The organism is Streptomyces sp. NPDC001415, from assembly GCF_053597395.1.
The window spans coordinates 318929-338235 of sequence record NZ_JBSFIE010000005.1; the positions used below are offsets into that span (position 1 = coordinate 318929).

Below are 19307 nucleotides of genomic sequence, written 5' to 3' on the forward strand. Positions count from 1 at the left end.
CACCGCGTCAAGTGAGGGTGCGGAAGCGGCGGCGGTAGGCCGCCGGGGTGGCTCGGAGCTGTCGTTGGAACGCACGGTGCAGGGACTCCAGGGAGCCGAGGCCCGAGGCCGCCGCGATCTGCTGAAGCGACTGGTCGGTGCTCTCCAGGAGGCGCCGGGCCGCCTCCACCCGTGCCGCCTCGACATAGGCGGCGGGGCTGGTGCCCGTCTCCTTGCGGAACACCCGGGCGAAGTGCCGTTCGCTCAAGCACATCCGCCGGGCCAGGACGGCGGCGGACAGGTCGCCCTCCAGATGGTCGGCGATGAACCTGCGCAGTTCGGCGCTGTCCCTGCGGGTCGAGGCGGGCCGGGACAGCGGCACGCTGAACTGGCTCTGTCCGCCCTGCCGTTTGAGGTACATGACGAGAAGCCGCGCGACGGCCAGCGCGGCCTCCTCCCCGTGATCCTCGGCGACCAGCGCGAGCGAGAGGTCGAGGCAGGCGCTGATGCCCGCGCCCGTCCACACCCGTCCCGAGCGTACGAAGATGGGGTCCGGATCGACCGTCACGCCGGGGTGCTCGCAGGCGAGCTGGGCCGCCGTCGACCAGTGCGTGGTCGCCGTACGTCCCTCCAGGAGCCCGGCGGCCGCCAGCACATGCGCGCCCACGCACACCGAAGCCACCCGCCGGGCGTGGGGCGCGGTGTCGCGCACCCACCGCACGACCCGGTCGTCGATCCGGGCGACCGGGCCCTCGGGCGTCATGTCCACCGCCCCCGGCACGATCAACGTGTCCACCGCGGCGCCGACTTCGTCGAAGGCGAGGTCGGCGAGCAGCCGTACCCCGGCCGAGGTGGCGACCTCGCCCCGGGCCGGACCGGCCAGCCGGACCCGGTACTCGGTCCGGCCCCGGATCACGCGGTTGGCCAGGGCGAAGACCTCGGCGGGGCCGGTCACGTCCAGGACGTCGACGTCCGCGAAGACCGCGATGACCACACGATGAGGAGTGGGCATGCCACCATCATCGGGGCGGGCCCGGATGTCAGCAATGACGGTTTTCTGTCAGATCCGGCCATCGCGGGGGGCGTCGGCCGACGGCCCCCGCCCTCCTCCTGAGCTCGCTCCCCACGCCGCTCTTCAGGCGGCTTCCGCCGCGACGCGTATGTTGGCGCGCGGCCGCGTGTAGAGGCGGCCCCTCACTTCGCCGCGGGCCAACCGGTCCATCGCCGCCGGGAGTTCGGCGAACGGCACCTCCTGCACCGTGGGCTTGAGCGCCCCGCGCGCGATGAGGTCGTACACCTCCCGCAGTTCGTCCTTGCTCGCGCCGAGCGAGCCGACGAGCTGGACGTTGCGCATCACCAGGGAGGCGATCGATATCGGGGCGACGGTGCCGCCGAGCCCGACGAGCACCACACGGCCGCCCGGGCGCACGGTCTCCACGGCGGCAGCGGCCGTCGCGGGGACCCCGGCGAAGTCCACGATCACATCGGGGTGTTGGGCCGTGAGCTGTCGTACGTCCTGGTAGCAGGCCGCGGCTCCGGCCTCCGTCGCCGGGCCGAAGGCGGCCGGGTTGATGTCGACCCCGTACACGGTCGCGCCGAGCAGTTTCGCGATCCGTACGCCGTTGAGGCCGAGGCCACCGAGGCCTATGACGCCGACTGTCAGGCCGCGCCGCACCGAACCGGCCGTCCGCACGGCGTGGTAGGCGGTGGCCACCGAGTCGGTCGCGACCGCGGCCTCGGCGAACGTCACGTTGTCCGGAATGTGCACCAGCGTGGACACATGGGCCAGCTCCTGCTCGGCGAACGCGCCGTCGTGGCCCACCCCCGGCGCGAAGCGGGCCGCTTCGACCGGGTGCGTGACGAGGGCGATGCCCACCCGGTCGCCCACCGCGAAGTCCCGCACGCCGTCACCCACCGCGGAGATCACTCCCGCGCCCTCGTGCCCCAGGGTCACCGGGGACTTGACGGTGAGGTCGCCGAGATCCATGCCGCTCATGATGTGCAGGTCCGAGTGGCACAGACCGGCCGCCTCGATGTCCACCACCACCCATCCCGGTCCGGGCTCCGGGTCCGGAACGGTCTCCATGGTGAGCGGCCGTCCCGCGCCGGCGAACCGCATGGCCTTCATCTGTACATCCCCACCTTCACCCCTGCGTCGCACAGGTGTTCCCTGTTCTGGTGGTTGAATTCCCAAGCTTAGGGCGTTTTATGCACGTGAATCGTTTCAGCAGGCAAGATCGAGACACGTCTGTGAGTGGAGATACCAACAGCGGCCTACCCCAAGGGAGTTGAGGTAGACCGCCGTCCTCGGAATTGGCGCGCGGGGCGCCGATTCTTCGTCGCTCAGCCGCCGGTAGTGACGGTAGTGACGGTCAGGTGCCGGTGATGACGGTCAGGTGCCGTTGACCTCCAACTCGTAGATACGGGCGGCCGGGTCACCGTTCCGGGTCGGGGTGATCACCGCGAGGCGTACGTAGCGGGCCGACCCGGTGACGGAACTGGTCGTGGAATCCGCGGAGTTGCCCCGGACCTGGGCCGCCGTGGTCCAGGTGCTGCCGTCGGCGGAGACGCTCAGGTCGAAGTCCCTGGTGTTCCAGTCCGCGCTCTCGCCGCCGGCGCCCGCATGGCGCACGGTGATCGAGGTCAGCGGATGGGACGCACCCAGATCGACCTGGAGGGTCTTGGTGCCCGACGCCTTCGAGCACCACTTGTCACCGGAGCCCCCGGTGAAGCTGCCGTTGACCGCCTTGTCCGGGGTCTCCGAGGTGTTGCAGGACGCGGAGCCCGTGGCCGGCTGCCCGATCGCGAGGTCCCGGGCGCCGCCGCTCGGACCGTAGACCTCCAGCTCGTAGACGCGGGCGGCATTGCTCCCGCCGCCGCCGGTATTGGAGGGGCTGGTGATGACGAGGCGTACGTAGCGGGCCGATCTGGCCGGTACGGGGTGGTAGGTACGGCTGGAGCGGGAGCCGGTGACGGTGGCCGCGGTGGCCCAGGCGGAGCCGTCGATGCTCGTCTGGATCTGGAAGGCGCCGGTGTTCCAGCCGGTGTTCTCGCCGCCCAGACCGGCATGCTTGATCACGAAGGAGGACACGTTCCGGACGGCCCCGAGGTCGATCTGGATCGAGGGGTTCGCCGCGGACGAACACCACTTGCTGTTGTTCGTCAGGGATCCGTCCACCGCCTTGTCGGCCGACTCCGCGGCGGCGCAGACCGCCGATCCGGTCACCGGCTTGCCGAGCGCGAGGTTGGTGCCGAGCTCCGGCGCGGCGGGCACCGGCGTGGCCCCGTCCTGGAACGACGGCGGCACGTCGAAGGCGCCAGTCCCCCAGGTCGCGCCGGGCGTCCCACCCATCGTGTAGGTGAGGGTCGCGCCGCCCGCGACATCCGGGTAGCGGAGGTAGCTATGGCTGGTGGACGCTCCGTTGACGTCGAGCGCCTGCACATAGGGGCCGGTTCCGGAACTGTTGATGGTGATGTTCCCGGCCGCGCGCTGGACCAGGATGGACGGGAACTGCGGCCCGTGCAGCGCGAGAGTGTCCGCACCGGGCGTGGCCGGGTACATGCCGAGCGCGGCCCACACGTACCAGGCCGAGGTCGCCCCGAGGTCGTCGTTCCCGGGCAGCCCGCCGGCGCCGGTGGTGAAGGACTCGGCCATCACCTTGCGCACCGCGTCGGTGGCCCCGGCCGGGTGGCGCGCGTAGTTGTAGGCCCATGGCACACCGTGCTCGGGCTCATTCCCTATGTAGTAATAGGGCCTGCTCTGCCCGGCGTTGACCTCGGTGAAGTGGTGGTCGAGACGCTGGACGGCGGTTCCTGGGCCGCCCATGGAGTTGATCAGGTCGGAGAAGTCGTAGGGCACCATCCAGGTGTACTGGGAGGCGTTGCCCTCGGTGAAGGTGGACTGGCTGGCCGGATCGAGCGGCCAGCTCCACGAGCCGTCGCTCTTGTGCTGCTGCACATAGGACGATTCGGAGTTGAATGTGTTGCGCCACCACTGGGCGCGCCCCATGTGTGTGGTGTAGCTCGATGTGTTGCCGAGGGACTTCGCGAACTGGGCCACCGCGAAGTCGGACGCCGAGTATTCGAGGGAGTCGGAGGGGTCGTCGAGGTAGTGCAGGCTCGTGTAGGTGGACTGGCGACCGCGTATCGGACTGCCCTGCGTGGTACCGCCGTTGGACGCCTTCTCCATCAGGGACAATGCCGCCGATGTGTCGAAGTCGCGGGCTCCGAAGGCGTACATGCTGCTGACGATGATCGGGCCGGGATCGCCCGTCATGACGAAGTCCTCGTTGGTCTGCTGCGACCACTTGGGCAGGAGCCCGCCCTGTTGCCCGTCAAGGACCATCGACTTGGCGATGTCGCTCGCCTCGGTGGGTGCGATGAGCGCGATGAGCGCCGCCCAGGAACGGTAGATGTCCCAGCCGGAATAGTTCTGGTACACCGGCCTGGCCGAGTTGTGCACGGCATTGTCGAAGCCCCGGTAGTCGCCGTTGACGTCGCTGGAGATGTTGGGGCTCTGGAGCACGTGGTAGAGCGCGGTGTAGAACTTCTGCTTGTCGGAGGCGCTGCCGCCGGAGACCTGGAGCCGGTTGAGCATCTGGTTCCAGGAGCTGTCCGCCGCGGCGCGGACCGCGTCGAAGTCCCAGCCGTTGTTCTCCGAGGTCACGTTGGCCTGCGCGCCCGCGACACTGACGTAGGACAGGCCGACCTTGAACTGGACCGCCGCGTTGCTGGTGGTGTCGAAGGTGACGTAGGCACCGGTGTTGGTGCCGGACGCGCCGGCCGAGCCGTCGCTGACGGTGCCGCCCGACCAGGTTCCGAAGCCGGTCGGCGCCCGGTCGAAGCGCACGTCGAAGTAGATCTGGTACGTCTTGGACGAGCCGCAGAATCCGCCCGCGGTCACGCTTCCGGTCAGCTCGTTGCCGTTGATGTGCACGGTTCCGGCGCGGTTTCCGGTGGCGCTGCGGCCAGTGTTGATCAGCAGCTGGGAGGCCGTCGAGGCGGGATACGTCAGCTTGCCCATGGCGGTGCGGGTGGTGGCGGACAGCTCCACATCGGTGGCGTAGCGGTCGAGGCGGGTCTTGTAGTAGCCGGGCTTGGCGACCTCGTTCGCCTTGGTGTAACCGGACGCGTAGCTCGTCCAGTTGGTGCCGGGAGAGCTGCCGAGCGCGCCGGTGACCGGCAGCAGTGGCAGGTCCTCGTTGTTGGCGCAGCCTGCGCCGTCGAAGTGGGTGAGGCTGAAGTCCTCGACGGAGGTGTCCTTGTAGCGGTAGCCGGACGGGGAGGCGGTGGGTGTGTCCGGCCCGAACTGCACGCCGCCGAAGGGCACCACGGCCCCGGGGTAGGTGCTGCCCCCGGCGCCGCCGGGCACGGGGTTGGGGGCGTTGCTGTCGTCGGTGCCGATGAAAGGGTCGACGTACTGCGTCAAGGGAAGGGTCGCCGCGTGAGCGGGCACCACGGCGAGGCCGGCGAGCCCTAAGGCGGAGAGCGCGAGGGCGCTGAAGGCGCCGACGCATCGGGAGAGGCGTCTGGACCGGATCACTGATCCGGCGGAAGGCACGGAGCGGAGCACGAGGGGGACCACCTTCTCGCAGAGGCCGCTCGCCGTACGGCGGGCGGTCTCGGGGGCGGGGATGCTCGGTGTGCATGTGAACGTTACCAATCAACTCAGGATTGTTGAGGTGTCCCTGACCACCCGTCAAGGGTGGTGGATGAAATCGCGCCCCTTGTTCACCTTGAGGTTCCGTCGCCATCGGCCATAGGGAGCAATCACCGTCCGTTCAGCCATTTTTGATGATCAGTCAGTTGAATGAGGCCGGGCGGGGCTTCCCTCATGGGAACGTTACCAAGCCGCGGTGGTCTCTTCCGCGGCTTCGTTCTCGGCGGTCACAGGCCACCCGTTGGCCGCCTGACATGGGGCGTCGTCTGTCATCATCGAGCCGTCGCCGTGCCGGACCCGGGCGCGGACCGGTCGATGAGGAGGCTCGTGAAGCGCCCGACGATGAAGGACGTGGCCCGCGCGGCGGGAGTGAGCCCCATGACCGTCTCGCGCGCGGTGTCGGGCGAGCCCGGGGTCTCACCGGACACCGCCGCCCGAGTCGAGCAGGCCATACGGCAGTTGGGCTATCAGCGCAACGACAACGCCCGCAACCTGCGGCAGAAGAACCTCCGCACGTCCACCATCGGCCTTGTCGTCGACGACCTGGCCAATCCGTTCTACGCGCTCATGGCCCGCTCCGTCGAGGACGAAGCGCATCGGCGCGGCTTTCTCGTCCTGGTCGGCAGCACCAACGACGAACCCCGCCGCGAACGTGAGGTCATAGCCGCGTTCACCGCCCGCCAGGTGGACGGCCTCATCCTGGTGCCGACCAACGGAGGCCACGGATTCCTCAAGCGGCCCATGGAGGGCGGGACTTGTGTCGTCTGCGTCGACCGGCCCGCCAAGGGGCTGGCCGTCGACACCGTGACCGTCGACAACCGCGCGGGCGCCGAGCGCGCCGTCAGCCACCTGCTCGGCCATGGGCACACCCGGATCGCCTACCTGGGCGACCGGTTCGACATCTGGACCCAGCGCGAACGCCACGCGGGCTACCTCGGCGCCCTCGCCTCCCACGGCATACCCGAAGATCCCTGTCTCGTACGCCACGGACTGCGTTCCCAGTCCGATGCCGCGGCCGCTCTCGCCGAACTGCGGGCGCTGCCCGATCCGCCCACGGCGCTGTTCACCACCAACGACCTGATCACCATCGGCGTGATGGACGGGCTCGGGCGGCCCGATCCCGTCGCCCTCGTCGGATTCGACGACTTCCCGCTGGCCGACCGGCTCAGCCCGCCGCTCAGCGTCGTCAGCCAGGACCCGGTCGCGCTCGGCGCGACGGCCGCGAACCTCCTGTTCTCCCGGATCGACGGCGACCGCTCCGCACCCCGCTCCGTCGTCCTCCTGACCCGGCTCATCGTCCGGGGCTCGGGATCCATCGGGCGCGTTCGCGGCTAGCGGCGTCCCTTCGGTCAGCGAGGCCCCCTCGGTCAGCAGGCGGGCACACGGTCAGCGGGCCTACTCCCGCTACCGGAGCAGCCCTTCGGGCAGGTAGGGCGAGCGTATGGGGACGGGCCAGCCGATGCGACGGGCGTGGCAGGCCAGCCCCAGCACATCGAGGTTGACGGCCGCTTCTATGTCCTTGCCCCGGTCACCCACCGTGTAGTGCTCGCGGTGTTCCTCCAGGGCGTCGGCCAGCGCGAGGGCGAAGCCCTGCTGGTCGCCCTCGACGAGCTGGGACAGCAGCGAGACTGGTGGGGCGAGGAAGCTGCCGTCGGCCATCCGGGCAGCTGTCGTCAGCGCGTGGTCCATCGCGGGCTCGGGGTCGACGCCCCGCAGATAGTCGTGAAGCGCCGCGCAGTACGCCCCACCGGGTGACGGACGGCCGTCCTCCGCAAAGAACTCGGGCTCGACGAGGACGCAGTCGGCGAGCGGCTTGCGCGCTCCGACGACCAGCGCCAGCGCCACTGCCTGTTGCCACTGGTGCGGGTTGGGCCGGTAGGAGCTGCGCCACGCCGGCAGCAGCCTTGTCGTGCCTCCGATCGCGACCTCAACCTCCGTGCCGGGCTCGGCGCGCGCCACGCGCAGGGCGCCGGCTCCGGCCTCGGCGCCGAGCAGCAGAGCCTCGTACTGGCACGTATCCGTCCCGTCCGGATCGAGCGCTGCCCGCACCAGGAAACGCTGCCGCTGGTCCGCCATGAGCGACGTCAGATCCCTTGCGAGCGTCTTCGGGTCTTCGGCAGGGTCGTGGAACCGGTCCATTTCCTGTGCGGCGAAGTCGTCGTACAGGGACGCGTCCGTGGACTGCGCCGCGAAGGGGTGCGGCGGCCTGTCGACCACGAGGGGGCCGGTGGCGAGTGCGGCCACGGCATCGGCGCGCTTGTCCCGCCCGTACGCCCGGACCCGGGGCGCGCCGGGAGCGAAGCCGGTCACCAGCGCCCGCGGAAGGTACGCGGAGTCGATGCGCGTGCGCCATCCCTGCCTGCGGTGGGCCATCGCCATGAGCGCCATCGCGTCCAGCGGCAACAGGCTTCGCGGCCCGGCGTCGCCTCCCTCGGCTCGGCTTCGGTACTGCTCCAACTGCGTTGCCAGACACCGGGTGAAGGCCTCTTCGTCGCCCGCCGCCAGCGCTCGCAGGGTGCTGAGGGCGGCCCGGTGGCCCGGCCAGTCGTCGCCTTCGCCCAGCGTCGCGGCCAGCATGTCGATCAGCGCGCACTTCTCGACGTCCTGGACCGGCCCAGGCCAGGCCGCGTCGTCCGGCCCTTCCTCATGCCCGAAGACGTATGCCATCAAGGCGTGGACCAGCGCCACATCGGCACGCCCCTCGTTTCCGCGCCACGGCGGGGCGGCCTCGATGAACATCTCGGTCTTGCGGTCCGAGGTCTGGGCGAGGAACGCAAGGTAGAAGCCGTCCAGCCACTCGAAGGAATAGACCTGCCTGCTCTGGTCCGCGTCCTCCTCTTCGGCGTCGAACTCGCCGCCGTAGGACACCCCTGCCCCGACGTAGTCGATGAACACATCGAGCTGCCGCCCCGGAGACAGGGTGAGCTCCAGGGCGCCGACCGCGGCGGCGGCCGCCGATCCGAGCGCGACCTCGGCGTCCTTTCCGCCCAGCTCGGGCAGCCGTATGGACCGCGCTCCGAGGTAGTCCAGGAAGGCGCCGGCGACCGAACGCCAGGCCCGGGACGGACGCGGATCATGCTGCATCCGATGTACGTCCCCCGCGATCCGCTCCGCGAAGCCGGCCTCCGCGGCGGTCAACGCCGCCTCACCGATTCGATGGCGCTCGATCCGCACCTCTGCCTCCCGACGAGTCCCCGTTCGATCTTGCCCTGCCAGCATAGGAAGGGGGTCTGACAATGCGTCGGGGGCGGCAGACAGCCTGGGCCTCATGACAGGTCCCGAGGCGCCTTTGTCATCATTTGGTCACATGAACGTGCGATCGTGTTGCTGCCTGCTTGGTCGCCTGGTGTCACGAAGGTTTCGGATCAGATCGGAAATGAGGGCTTCCGACTGGAACGACTTCGTATCTTCCAGACGTCTAGGCGGCCGACAGCACAGAGCACAGGGCGAGATCAGCATCAGCAAGGCGGGCTGCACTACGTATGAACGAGAAGAACAGCGCGAAGGCGGGCGGGGTTTCCGGCAAGGAGGCGGTACCGGGCGACGAGGCCGCCGCTGCGGTGAAGGCGGCGGGGGACGAGAGTAAGCGCCCCGAGGCTCGTGAGGCTCGTACGGAGTCGGCGCAGGCTCCGGCGGACCAGGCGAACGAGGTCGGCCCCGACTCCGGCGGCCCCGAGCCGACTCCGGACCAGACCGATCGCGCCGATCGGGCCGACAAGACCTTGGCGGTTTCGTCCTCGGCAACCCGGCAGGAAGCCGCGCGGCCGGCCGAGGAAGCGTCCCCCGGGTCGTCCCCCGAGTGCGACTCGAACCAGGCGGACGGCACGGATCACTCGGACCACGCGGACGACGCGGACCAGGACGCAGACGGCGAGGCTGACCGCGAGCAGCGCGCCGAGGGCGCCGAGGGCGCTTCGACCAGCACCCCGCCGAACGACGAGCAGCCCGAGCAGCGCGAAGAGCGCGAAGAGCAGCCCGGAGGAGACGGCGAGCGTCCCGCGGCAGACGCACCCGAGGCATCGGCGAAGCCCGAACCCGCCTCCGCTCCCGTCCCCACACCTGTACCTGTACGCAGCCCGGACGCGGGCGTGGACCCGAAGTCGGACTCCCACTCGGACACGGACCAGGGGTCCGCCCCGGTCACGGACTCGAACTCGGACACCGACACGGACACGGAGTCCGCCCCGCACACGGCCCCAGACGCGGCCCCGGCCCCGGGCTCCGCAACGAAACCCCCCGCCCCCTCCTGGGCCGCCCGCAGGGAGTCGGATTCCGAGCGGACCAGCGAGTTCGTCGCGCTGAAGCCGGATCTGCCGCATCCGACCCCGCCCCGCCCCGTCGCCCCGACGCCCGTACCGCCGTCGTCCGGCAAGAAGTCCGGCGAGCTCTCCACCGAGTCGGACCGCACCCGGGAGTTCGCCGCGCCCTCGCGTGCGGACAACGACCGCACCATGGCGCTGACCCGGCCGCCCGCCTCCGCCACGGCGCCCGCGACCGCGTCCAGATCCGGCGATTCGGCGGGGCCGCCGCCCCCGCTCGACCTGCTCGCGCAGCTGACGAACACCCCGCCGAAGGCCGAGACGGTGGGCCGTACGGTCGCGCGCAGGATCAAGATCTGGGGCACGCTGGTGGCGCTGCTCGCCGTCGTCCTGGTGGCGGTCCAGGCGCTGCGTCCGCTCCCCACGCCCACGCTCAAGCTGACCGGCAAGTCGAGCCACACCGCTGACGGCGGCGCCCTGTCGCTGCCCTGGCCGACCGAGGGGCAGGCCGTGGTCGACATCGACGGCCTCGGCCGGATGGGCACGTACGGGGAGATGAAGCCGCTGCCCATTGGCAGCGTGGCCAAGGTGATGACCACGTACCTCATCCTGCGGGACCACCCGCTCAAGGCCGGCGACAAGGGGCCCTCGATCCCGGTCGACCAGAAGGCGCAGGACGACTACACCAACGGCGTCCAGGAGAAGGAGTCGGTCGTCGAGGTCAAGGCCGGGCAGCAGGTTTCCGAACTGGAGGCCCTGCAGGCCGTCATGCTGCCCTCGGCGAACAACGTGGCCCGCCTGCTGGCCCGTTGGGACGCGTCGACGGAGGAGGCGTTCATCAAGAAGATGAACGACACCGCCAAGGAACTCGGGATGACCAACACGACGTACACCGACGCGAGCGGCCTGATGGAATCCACGGTCAGCACCGCCGAGGACCAGGTGAAACTGGCCAAGCGTGCCATGGCCGACCCCATCTTCCGGCAGATCGCCAAGCTCCCGTCGTACACGTCGACGACGACGTCCGGCGGCGGCACGGTCGAGACGGCCAGGACGCAGCACAACTTCAACAAGCTCGTCCCGCTGAACGGAGTCGTCGGCATCAAGACGGGGTCCACGACCAAGGCGGGCGGCAATCTGCTGTTCGCGGCCGAGACGACGGTCGGCGACAGCAAGCAGCTGGTCATCGGCGCCGTGTTCGGCCAGCACAAGCCGAGCATCATCGAGACCGCGACGGCGGCCAGCAAGAGCCTGATCCTGGCCGCGGACAAGGCGCTCAGGAGCGAGACGGTGGTGAAGAAGGGCGAGGTGGTCGGCCAGGTGGACGACGGCCTCGGCGGTACGGTGCCGGTCGTGGCGACCAAGGACCTGAGCGTACCCGTCTGGTCCGGCGCCTCCATCGGGATCAGCCTCACGGACGGCGGCAAGAAGCTGCCGCACACGGCGAAGGCCGGCACGGAGGTCGGCACGCTGACCGTGGGCAGTGGCACCGGCGAGGTGAAGGTGCCGGTCGCGCTCAAGGACGATCTGGCCAAGCCGTCGTTCGGCGCGAAGCTCACCCGGCTCGGCTGACCCGGCAGGCAACGACCGAGCGGCCCCGCCATGTCGGCGGGGCCGCTCGGTCGTTGGACGCAGGCTCTTACGGGGTCAGCAGGGGACGGCGCCCCCGCACTGGCAGGGGCCGCCGCTCTGGCATCCGCACTGGCAGCCCGGGCCACAGGAGCAGTCGGCCGCGCGGAGCGGTGGGCCCGCCTCTGGGCGGGGAGTCGCGAACGGGGGGTTCGGTGGAGCAGTAGGAGGAACAGGCTGCTCGGGAATCATGGTCAAGCTCCTTCCCTGGTGCGCTGTTTCATCGCCGAGTCAACTCCAGGGTGTGTCGACCGTCAACGCCCGTGTCCAGTAAGGACGTTCAGACGGCCGGGCTCCTCCAGCCGGCAGCCGTACCTCTCTCCGGGGCAGTCGGCGTACCCGGCTCGGTCACACTCCCTCCCCACGCGAAGATCATGTCCGGGCGGCGCTCGCCGGTATGGTCCTCCGTGACGATGCACCGGACCTCCTCGATTGTCAGTGGTGCGCGGCACGATGGTGGGCAGGCTGATCGACGGGCGCGCGCGCAGAGCCCGCTGGTTCGGTGCTGGAACCGGTTCGGTGCGACAAGGGAGTACGGGATGACCTCCAGGTTCGGGTTCGGGGCACGTACGGCGGGCGGCGCACGCCCCTCGAACGGGACACGCCTTCCGGCGCTGCCGCTTGCCGCGACACTGCTCACCGCGACCGTCGCGCTGTACATGGCGCTCGTCGCCTTCGGCAACATCACCGACTTCGACACCAACCGCCAGTTCGTCCGTCACGTGCTGGCGATGGACACCACGTTCAAGGACCCGGATCTCATGTGGCGGGCCATCACGTCGAGCACGCTCCAGGACATCGCGTACGTGCTGATCATCGCCTGGGAGACGCTGGCGGCCCTGGTGCTCATAGCGGCGGCCGTCGTGTGGTTCGGCGGGCTGCGACGCCGGGCCGGGTTCGGCCGCGCCCGACGGCTGAGCACCATAGGGCTGCTGATGGTGCTGCTGCTGTTCGGCGCCGGGTTCATGGCTGTCGGCGGGGAGTGGTTCTCGATGTGGCAGTCCAAGTCCTGGAACGGCCTCGACGCGGCGGCCCGCAACTTCATGGTGGCGGGCATCGTCCTGGTGGTCGTTCATCTGCCGAGTTCCACCTCACCTACCGAATAGGCGGGTTGACGTCGGACCAGGATCGTCGGGCGCATCCTGTGCGGGCTGCGAACATGCCCGCACAGGTGCCGCTCACCCGGGCTGCGAGGTGGTCGCAGCCGTGCTGGTGACAAGGGAGGCCAGGGACTTCATCACGCCGTCACGAGGCGCCGGAGGGTGTCAGTCGAGCGCCGCGCACAGGTCGGTCCAATCGAAGCTGTGGTGACCGGTGTCGCAACACATCATGGGTTCGAGCTGCTGCTCATCGGTTTCGGGCAGCTCCTGCAGTTCCAGAACGAGGCTCTCCATGTGCCATGTCCCTTCCAGGGGTTGGGTGGTGCCCTCGGGCCGGCCGGTCGACCAGCCACGATCGTGGTCCGCCGTGGGTGAGGCGGAGAAGGAAGTCCAGTACGCCGGAGATCCCCACGTTGTACGAGGCGCAGATCTCGCGCAGCGTGTCGTCGGGCACCAGGAACCGGCCGTCACGCCGGGCCGCCCGCAAGGTCAGGCAGGACGCGAGGTCGAGGGCGGCTTCCCGGTGTCCGGTCTCGCCGGTCATCTCGTGGAGGTCGAGCAGCAACTCGGCGTTGCCGGCCGCCCCGTGACAGGTTCCCGGGCCGACCTGCCAGCGCTGCTGCCGGACCGCGCGTGCCGCGCCCTCGGCGTGTTCCAGGAACCGCCGGTCGCCGGTCTCGTGCCACAGCCGCACCAGGAAGGTGCCGATGCCGGATGTGCCGTTGCACCAGAAGTTCAGCCCGGGGCGCTCGGTGCGGCCCGGGCCCTTCGGCCAGTGCGCGCTGCCCGAGCGCCATTGGGCGACGGCACACAGCGCGTGCCCTCCGCCGACGGCGATGTCGATCAGGTCGGCCCGGTCCAGGTCCCGGCCGGCCGCGAGGAGGAAGGCCGCGTTCCCGGCGACGCCGTGCCCGAACCCGTAGCAGAGCGAACCCGCCAGTTCGGCACGGAACTCGGGGCCCGCGTCCCATTCGACTCCGGGCCCCTCGTGCAGCAGCCTCAGCACGCCGTCCGCGCACTGGACCGCCCGTTCGGCGAAGCGCCGGTCGCCGGTCGCGTGCCACAGGTGCAGCTGCGCCAGGCCCGCCCCGGACAGCCCATGGCAGATGTCGGGGTTGCCGCCTTCGAGCGGGATGTTCAGGGCGTACGTGATCGCACGGTCCGCCAGTGCCGGGTCGCCCAGAGTCGTCGCCGCCTCGAAGAGGGCCCAGGCGGCGCCTGAGCGGCCGAAGTACAGGCCGGGCAGAATGCGGCCCGGCGCGGCCAGTTGGCGGTCGAGCCACGCGGCGGCGGTGTGCAGGGTGGGCGCGGCCGCCTCGTGTCCACAGCGCACCGCCCGGTCCAGCACGGCGAGCACACCGGCCGCGCCGAGCTGCACGTTGCACGCGTCCCCGTCCGGGAGCGAGGCCGGGCCGGGCCAGAGGTACTCCCGCGTCGGGTCCATCGAGTCCGCGAGGAAGGCGAGTCCGTCGGCGAGCAGACGGTCTAGGGAAGGGACAGCGGGGCCCGAGGGGGTCGAGCGCAGTACGAGGCCCCGGCGCGCCACGCCGGGCCGCGGGCCGGAGTCCCCCTCCAGGAGCCGCGCGCCCGCTTGCCCCTTCGCCCGCACCTCCTCCCTCGCGCCCGCCCCCTTACTCAGATACTCCGCAGCCTGCTCCAGGGTCCACCGCTCCGCGCCGTCCCCGGTCAGCCCCGTGATGAGCGGGGCCAGCGCGCGCAGGGCGGACAGTTCCGGGGCGGCCGTGGCGATGAGTTCGGCGAGGCGTTCACCCGTCGGCCTCGCGGGCGGGGAGTCCGGGGCGAGGACCGGGCTGATCCCGGCCGTCACATGGAGCAGCGTCGCACCCAGGCTGAAGCAGTCCGCCTCCGGCCCGGGTCCGGGCGGGGCGACGTCCGGACCGGCGGCCGGGGTTTCGAGGTATTCCGGCGCCGTGAAGCCGCGCGTTCCCGCAACGGGCGCCGGAGTGCCGGTGCGTACCGCGCACTCCAAGTCGACCAGTACGGGCCGGACGTCGGGCGTCATGACGACGTTGCCCGGTTTGAAGTCGCGCAGCACGAGGCCCTCGGCGTGCAACTGGCCGATCATCACGGCCAGTTCGCGGGCGAGGCTCCAGGCCTCGGCGACGAGGACGCGTCCGTCGCCGGTGCGCAGCCGGTCGGCGGTCCACTGCTGGAGGTTCACGCCTTCGATCAGGTCCTCGGCGAGGAATACATGGCCGCCCGCCTCGAACACCTCCCGTACCGCCGGGGTGATCCCGAGGGGGGCGAGCCGGCGCAGGATCTCGGCCTCGTGCCGGAGCCAGTCCCGTGCGTCCCTGCCGTCGAACCCGACGCCGACGTAGGGGCGGGCCTCCTTCAGCAGAACGGTGTCGCCGGTCCGTTCGTCGCGGGCGCGGTAGACACCGCCGCGGTTGGAGTGCCGGATCGCCTCCTTGACGAGGTAGCGGCCGGCGAGGAGGACCGGGTCGCCGCGCCGCCGTCCGGAACTCGCCGATGCGGATACGGGAAAGGGGCTGCCCGCCCAGGGCGGCGGGGCGAACCAGGGGTTCCGCTCGTCGGCCACGAAGGTCCCGTCGGGTGCGCGCAGGCGGCCCTCGTAGAACCCCTCGTCGTTGAGTTCGCGGGGCCGCGCGAAGCAGCCGTAGCGGTAGTGCACCAGGCTGCCGGGGCGATAGCGCCGGTCCGAGAGGATCGCCGGCCCGGCCAGGCCGCGCGTCCGGGCGTCCAACTCCTCGGCCAGGAGCCGCAGTTGCTCGTCGTCAGCAGGATAGGCGGTGAGGAACTTGCCCGACTGGGCGCGGGCGGCGCGGACCGCGTTCATCTCGGCGGCGATGCTCGCGGTGGCCGCGAACTTGAACGCGCAGCCGTGTGTGACCAGCACGCGGGCCGCGCTCTCCAGGACCTGGGGCGCCGAGAGGGGCGTGGCCGACACATGGAGCTTCCAGCCCTGCCGGCGGCTGATGTGGTGCGCCGGAGAAACCATGCACCAGGGGTCGCGGTGGTGCACCCGCCATGGGGTGGTCGGTTCCGCCTGCGCCAGGATCCGCGCGAGGATCGGCCGATAGTTCGACGTCACCCGGCCAGCATGGCAGTGCGCTCCCCCGGGGACGGGAGGCGTTTCCCGGCCAAGTCGCAGGGGCGCCGGCCTCGGGCCCGGCTCGACGATCGGTCGTATCCGGCTAGGAGTTGGGCGGAGTCGATCGATACCCCGACGAGAGTGGTCGCCGAACTCCGCAGACAACGTGCATAATGCATGTGTAGCCCTTCGCGCGTCCCCCGTCGCGAAGGGCTACACCTGCTTGCCATGGCCGCGCACCCTGAACACGCCAAGCGCGCAGGGCACAGCGACCACCCGAGCAAGGAACTCCCCTCGTGGCTCCTTGTTCGTGTTTTTTCGAGTTAACAGTGACGTAGAGTGTTTCCGCAAGTCCGGTTTCGATCGCGGAGCAAGATGTTCCGTTTTGTCGCCATCGACCGTGGCCGACAGCCTCCCCGTCGACCGGGCTCCTGCACCAAGGTCGGTTAAAGTACGAATCCGTTGACCGAATCGAACATCGCGCATCGTCGGACAGCGCATGAGCGGCGGACGTGGACGTGGGGACCCTGATGGACAACGGCGAAGAGCGCACTCCAGAGCTGACGACGTTGCAGCAGAAGGTCGAGTACATGGTCGAGAAGACCTTTCCGGGAGAGAAGATCTCCGGCCGGGTCTTCGCCGATCTCGTCAAGGAGCGGGGCGGCTCGCTCTCGCACAGCTATTTCTCCAACATCCTCGCCGGCAAGGTCACCAATCCGTCGGAGGAGATCCTCAAGGCGCTCGGGCTCGGCTTCGGCGTGGACTGGCGCTTCTTCAAGGACGAGTCCGACGTGGTCGACGACGTCGTGGCCGGGCTCCAGTTCCTCGCGAAGCGGCGTACCGGGGAGATCAGCGGCCTGGCGGGCCGCGGGATCGACGACGACGGGCTCGACCCGGAGCTGCTCCAGTTCGTCCTCTCCCTCCTTGAGGACAACAAAGACAGCAAGGACGGGCGGGACACGCCCGAAGCCGCCCCTGGCGGACAGCCCGGGTAGCGGCCGCCGCGCGTTCATGAGGATTGGCTAGGATCGCAGACCGCTTGTCACACACGCGTGACTACGATCAAGAGGTCTCAATGTCCATGCGCGAGCTGCGGAGAGAGTGCGAAGCCGGACTGGCGGATCTGCCCATCCCGGCCCCGTTCAGCATTCCGGGTCTTGTGGCGAACATGGAAGAGGCCCGCGGCCGCACCATCGTGCTGCACGAACTGCCCGACCGCCTGGCCCGCGTGAACGCCGCCTGCGGTCTTCGCCTCAAGTCGGGCGGCACCAGTTTCGTGCTCTACCGGCGGCGCCCCACCGCCTACCAGACCCAGCACGTCATCCTGCACGAGCTGTGCCACGAGTGGTTCGACCACGGCACGACCCTGAGCGCCGACCAGTTGCGCCAGCTCCTTCCCGTCTTCAACACCTCGCTGATCAACCGGGTCCTCGCCACCGACGAGCCGACCGCACGGGCCGAGCCCGTGGTCGAAGAGCCGGACGGGCTGCCGCCCGCGGTCACCGAGGCCTTCCGCTCCGGCGGCCCCATCCAGGCGCGGGCCCAGTACGACACCCACGACGAGCGGATCGCCGAGTTCGGAGCCTCGCTCATCCCCCGGATGGCCCGCGACGTGACGAGCGACGACATGGTCGGGCGGCTCGCCAACTCCCTCTCCCGGCCCGTCGCCCACCGGCGCCGCGGCTTCTTCCGCCGCTCATAGCCCCGCTCCTCCTGTCCCCCTCCCCGTCCCCCGAGGAATCTCCGTGACCGCGCTTGACCTTGCCGGCTATCTCATAGCCGGCGTGATGACTGCCGTCGCCCTGTGGCGCATGCCCGCAGCGCTCTGGGGAGACGAGGAGGACAAACGCAGGCGCGCCCTGTGGGGCTGCTACGCCGGCTTCGCCATTGCCCTGTGGACCAAGACGAAGGTCGTACGCATCGGGCTCAACAACAGCCCCGTCGTCGACCTCGCCGTACTGATCAAGCACTACACGGCGACCATCGCGATCCTGGCGATCCTCAGCTACATCGTGGCGATCTACGGGCACTTCCCGGAGGGCGGCGCCATCCCCCGCCACGTCCGGTTCGCCCGGCTCATCCAGCAGGTGGCGGCCAAGGCGTCCGTCGCCACGCTGATCCTGCTGACCGTGCTCTTCTTCACCGTGGTCGACCGCTCGTACGCCTCGGACCGGTTCGTGTCGGATCACGCCGGGCAGTGGGGCGCCACGCTCTACATGAGCGTGTTCTACCTGTACTTGGGTGCCGCCTCCGCCGTCTGTGCCTACCAGTGGGCGCTCGCCACCGCCGGGGCCACGGCCCGCCATCTGCGGATCGGCCTCGGGATGATGACGTTCGCCATGTTCATCGGCGTCGGCTACACCCTCAGCCGCACCCTGTTCCTGTGGATCAGCGTCGCCGACCAGCCGAGCGCGGCCTTCGCCCTGAAGTTCGACGAGGTCACCGAGGCGGCCCAGGTCGTCCTGTTCGCGTTCTTCGCGCTCGGCGCGTCCATCCCCGCGTTCAGCAAGGGCTGGCGCCGCGTGCGGCTGTGGAGGGCGCAGGCCCGGCTGCATCCGCTGTGGCGGGAGCTGATGACGGCGTTCCCCGACCAGCCCTTCGAACCGCCGGCCTCGCTCACCCGCGAGCTGACCCGGTTCGGCACCCCGGCGGACCTGCGGATCGACCGGTGGGCCGCGGACATCGCGGACGCCGTCGAGAAGCTGCGCCACTACGTGCCGGACGCGCTGCTCCCGGCCGCCAAGCGGGCCGCGTCCGACGACAGCCCGCGCGCCGGGGCCGAGGGGCCGCTGGCCGAGGCGTACTGGATCAAGGCGGCGCTCGCCGCCAAGGCCGACGGCGCCGCCGCGGGCGATGCCGCGGCCGTCGACACCAAGCACGCCACCGACCAGGACGGCGAAGTCGCCTGGCTGGTACGGGTGGCCGCCGCCTACCGGACCATCAGCGGCGAGCGCGCCCGCAGCGTCCTGGATTCCCTGGAGAAGACCGCGTGAGCGACACCCTGACCGAGCCCGACAGCCGTACGACGGCCACGGCCCGCACCGTCACCGACGTCCTGCAGCCCCGCAACGTCCTGCTCGCCGGCATGCTCGGCATCGGCCTGGCCGCGGCCGGCGAGTGGACCGGCCTGCTGTGGGGGCTGCTCGGCGCGCTGTGCGCGGGGCTCATACCGGCCGGCTACATCGAGTGGGAGCGCAAGCGCGGCACCTGGGGCGACCGGCATGTCGTCGACCGCACCAAGCGGGCGCCGATCTTCTTCGTCATCCTCGGATCGATCGGGGCCGGCTCGCTCGTCATGGTGTTCGGCCATGCCCCGACCGGCATTCTGGCCGCGATGCTCGCCCTGTGGGTGATGACGATCTTCCTGCTCGCCGTGAACACGGTCTGGAAGATCTCGGTGGACTCCGCCGTCGCCTCGGCGGTCGTGGCGCTGCTCGCCGTGGTGCACTCCCCCTGGTGGCTGCTGGCCTACGCGATCACGGCCGTGGTGTGCTGGTCGCGGGTCGCCCTGAGCTACCACACGGTCATGCAGACGGTGGCGGGCGGCGCGCTGGGCGCGGCCACGTCGGCGGCGTTCCTGTTCGTCTGAACCCGGGGCGTCCGAA

At 70.3% G+C, this 19307-nt stretch carries 12 protein-coding genes; 7 read left to right on the forward strand and 5 right to left on the reverse strand.

The features are described 5' to 3' along the window. Positions 1 to 7: 7 nt before the first annotated feature. The 3 genes from ACWC2B_RS09320 to ACWC2B_RS09330 all read right to left on the reverse strand — a co-directional run bounded on the left by ACWC2B_RS09320 (position 8) and on the right by ACWC2B_RS09330 (position 5563). Complete coding sequence (locus ACWC2B_RS09320) at positions 8 to 991, reverse strand: GlxA family transcriptional regulator (RefSeq protein WP_450715850.1); 984 nt, start codon at positions 989 to 991, stop codon at positions 8 to 10. Positions 992 to 1114: 123 nt separating this feature from the next. Further along, positions 1115 to 2107 carry a zinc-binding dehydrogenase gene (locus ACWC2B_RS09325; protein WP_450715851.1) on the reverse strand — a complete coding sequence of 331 codons (993 nt, stop codon included), beginning with the start codon at positions 2105 to 2107 and terminating at the stop codon, positions 1115 to 1117. 264 nt (positions 2108 to 2371) lie between these two features. Continuing rightward, positions 2372 to 5563 carry a GH92 family glycosyl hydrolase gene (locus tag ACWC2B_RS09330; protein ID WP_450715852.1) on the reverse strand — a complete coding sequence of 1064 codons (3192 nt, stop codon included), beginning with the start codon at positions 5561 to 5563 and terminating at the stop codon, positions 2372 to 2374. Between the two features lie 402 nt (positions 5564 to 5965). Here ACWC2B_RS09330 and ACWC2B_RS09335 point away from each other — a divergent pair, with 402 nt between their 5' ends. Next, positions 5966 to 6973: a LacI family DNA-binding transcriptional regulator gene (locus tag ACWC2B_RS09335; RefSeq protein WP_450715853.1), complete on the forward strand. Its 1008-nt coding sequence runs from the start codon at positions 5966 to 5968 to the stop codon at positions 6971 to 6973. A gap of 69 nt (positions 6974 to 7042) precedes the next feature. Here ACWC2B_RS09335 and ACWC2B_RS09340 read toward each other — a convergent pair whose 3' ends face one another. After that, positions 7043 to 8812 carry an Imm49 family immunity protein gene (locus ACWC2B_RS09340; protein ID WP_450715854.1) on the reverse strand — a complete coding sequence of 590 codons (1770 nt, stop codon included), beginning with the start codon at positions 8810 to 8812 and terminating at the stop codon, positions 7043 to 7045. 308 nt (positions 8813 to 9120) lie between these two features. Here ACWC2B_RS09340 and ACWC2B_RS09345 point away from each other — a divergent pair, with 308 nt between their 5' ends. Together ACWC2B_RS09345 and ACWC2B_RS09350 are read left to right on the forward strand one after the other, a co-directional pair. Continuing rightward, positions 9121 to 11469, forward strand: a complete 2349-nt coding sequence (locus ACWC2B_RS09345) for a D-alanyl-D-alanine carboxypeptidase (RefSeq protein WP_450715855.1) — start codon at positions 9121 to 9123, stop codon at positions 11467 to 11469. Positions 11470 to 12065: 596 nt separating this feature from the next. Continuing rightward, on the forward strand, positions 12066 to 12632 hold the full coding sequence (locus tag ACWC2B_RS09350) for a DUF2165 domain-containing protein (protein WP_450715856.1): 567 nt from the start codon (positions 12066 to 12068) through the stop codon (positions 12630 to 12632). A gap of 241 nt (positions 12633 to 12873) precedes the next feature. Here the strand turns inward: ACWC2B_RS09350 and lanL are convergent, their stop codons facing one another. After that, positions 12874 to 15702: a class IV lanthionine synthetase LanL gene (lanL, locus tag ACWC2B_RS09355; protein ID WP_450715857.1), complete on the reverse strand. Its 2829-nt coding sequence runs from the start codon at positions 15700 to 15702 to the stop codon at positions 12874 to 12876. A 530-nt stretch (positions 15703 to 16232) separates the two neighbouring features. Here lanL and ACWC2B_RS09360 point away from each other — a divergent pair. From ACWC2B_RS09360 to ACWC2B_RS09375, 4 genes are all read left to right on the forward strand, one after another. Beyond that, the gene (locus tag ACWC2B_RS09360) at positions 16233 to 16697 is read left to right on the forward strand and encodes a hypothetical protein (protein WP_450715898.1); all 465 of its coding nucleotides are present in this window, start codon (positions 16233 to 16235) and stop codon (positions 16695 to 16697) included. Between the two features lie 80 nt (positions 16698 to 16777). Then, positions 16778 to 17404: a toxin gene (locus tag ACWC2B_RS09365; protein WP_450715858.1), complete on the forward strand. Its 627-nt coding sequence runs from the start codon at positions 16778 to 16780 to the stop codon at positions 17402 to 17404. A 43-nt stretch (positions 17405 to 17447) separates the two neighbouring features. After that, positions 17448 to 18695, forward strand: coding sequence for an MAB_1171c family putative transporter (locus ACWC2B_RS09370; protein WP_450715859.1), 1248 nt, complete (start codon positions 17448 to 17450; stop codon positions 18693 to 18695). After that, on the forward strand, positions 18692 to 19291 hold the full coding sequence (locus ACWC2B_RS09375) for a hypothetical protein (protein WP_450715860.1): 600 nt from the start codon (positions 18692 to 18694) through the stop codon (positions 19289 to 19291). The genes ACWC2B_RS09370 and ACWC2B_RS09375 overlap by 4 nt, the downstream gene beginning before the upstream one ends. Positions 19292 to 19307 lie beyond the last annotated feature (16 nt).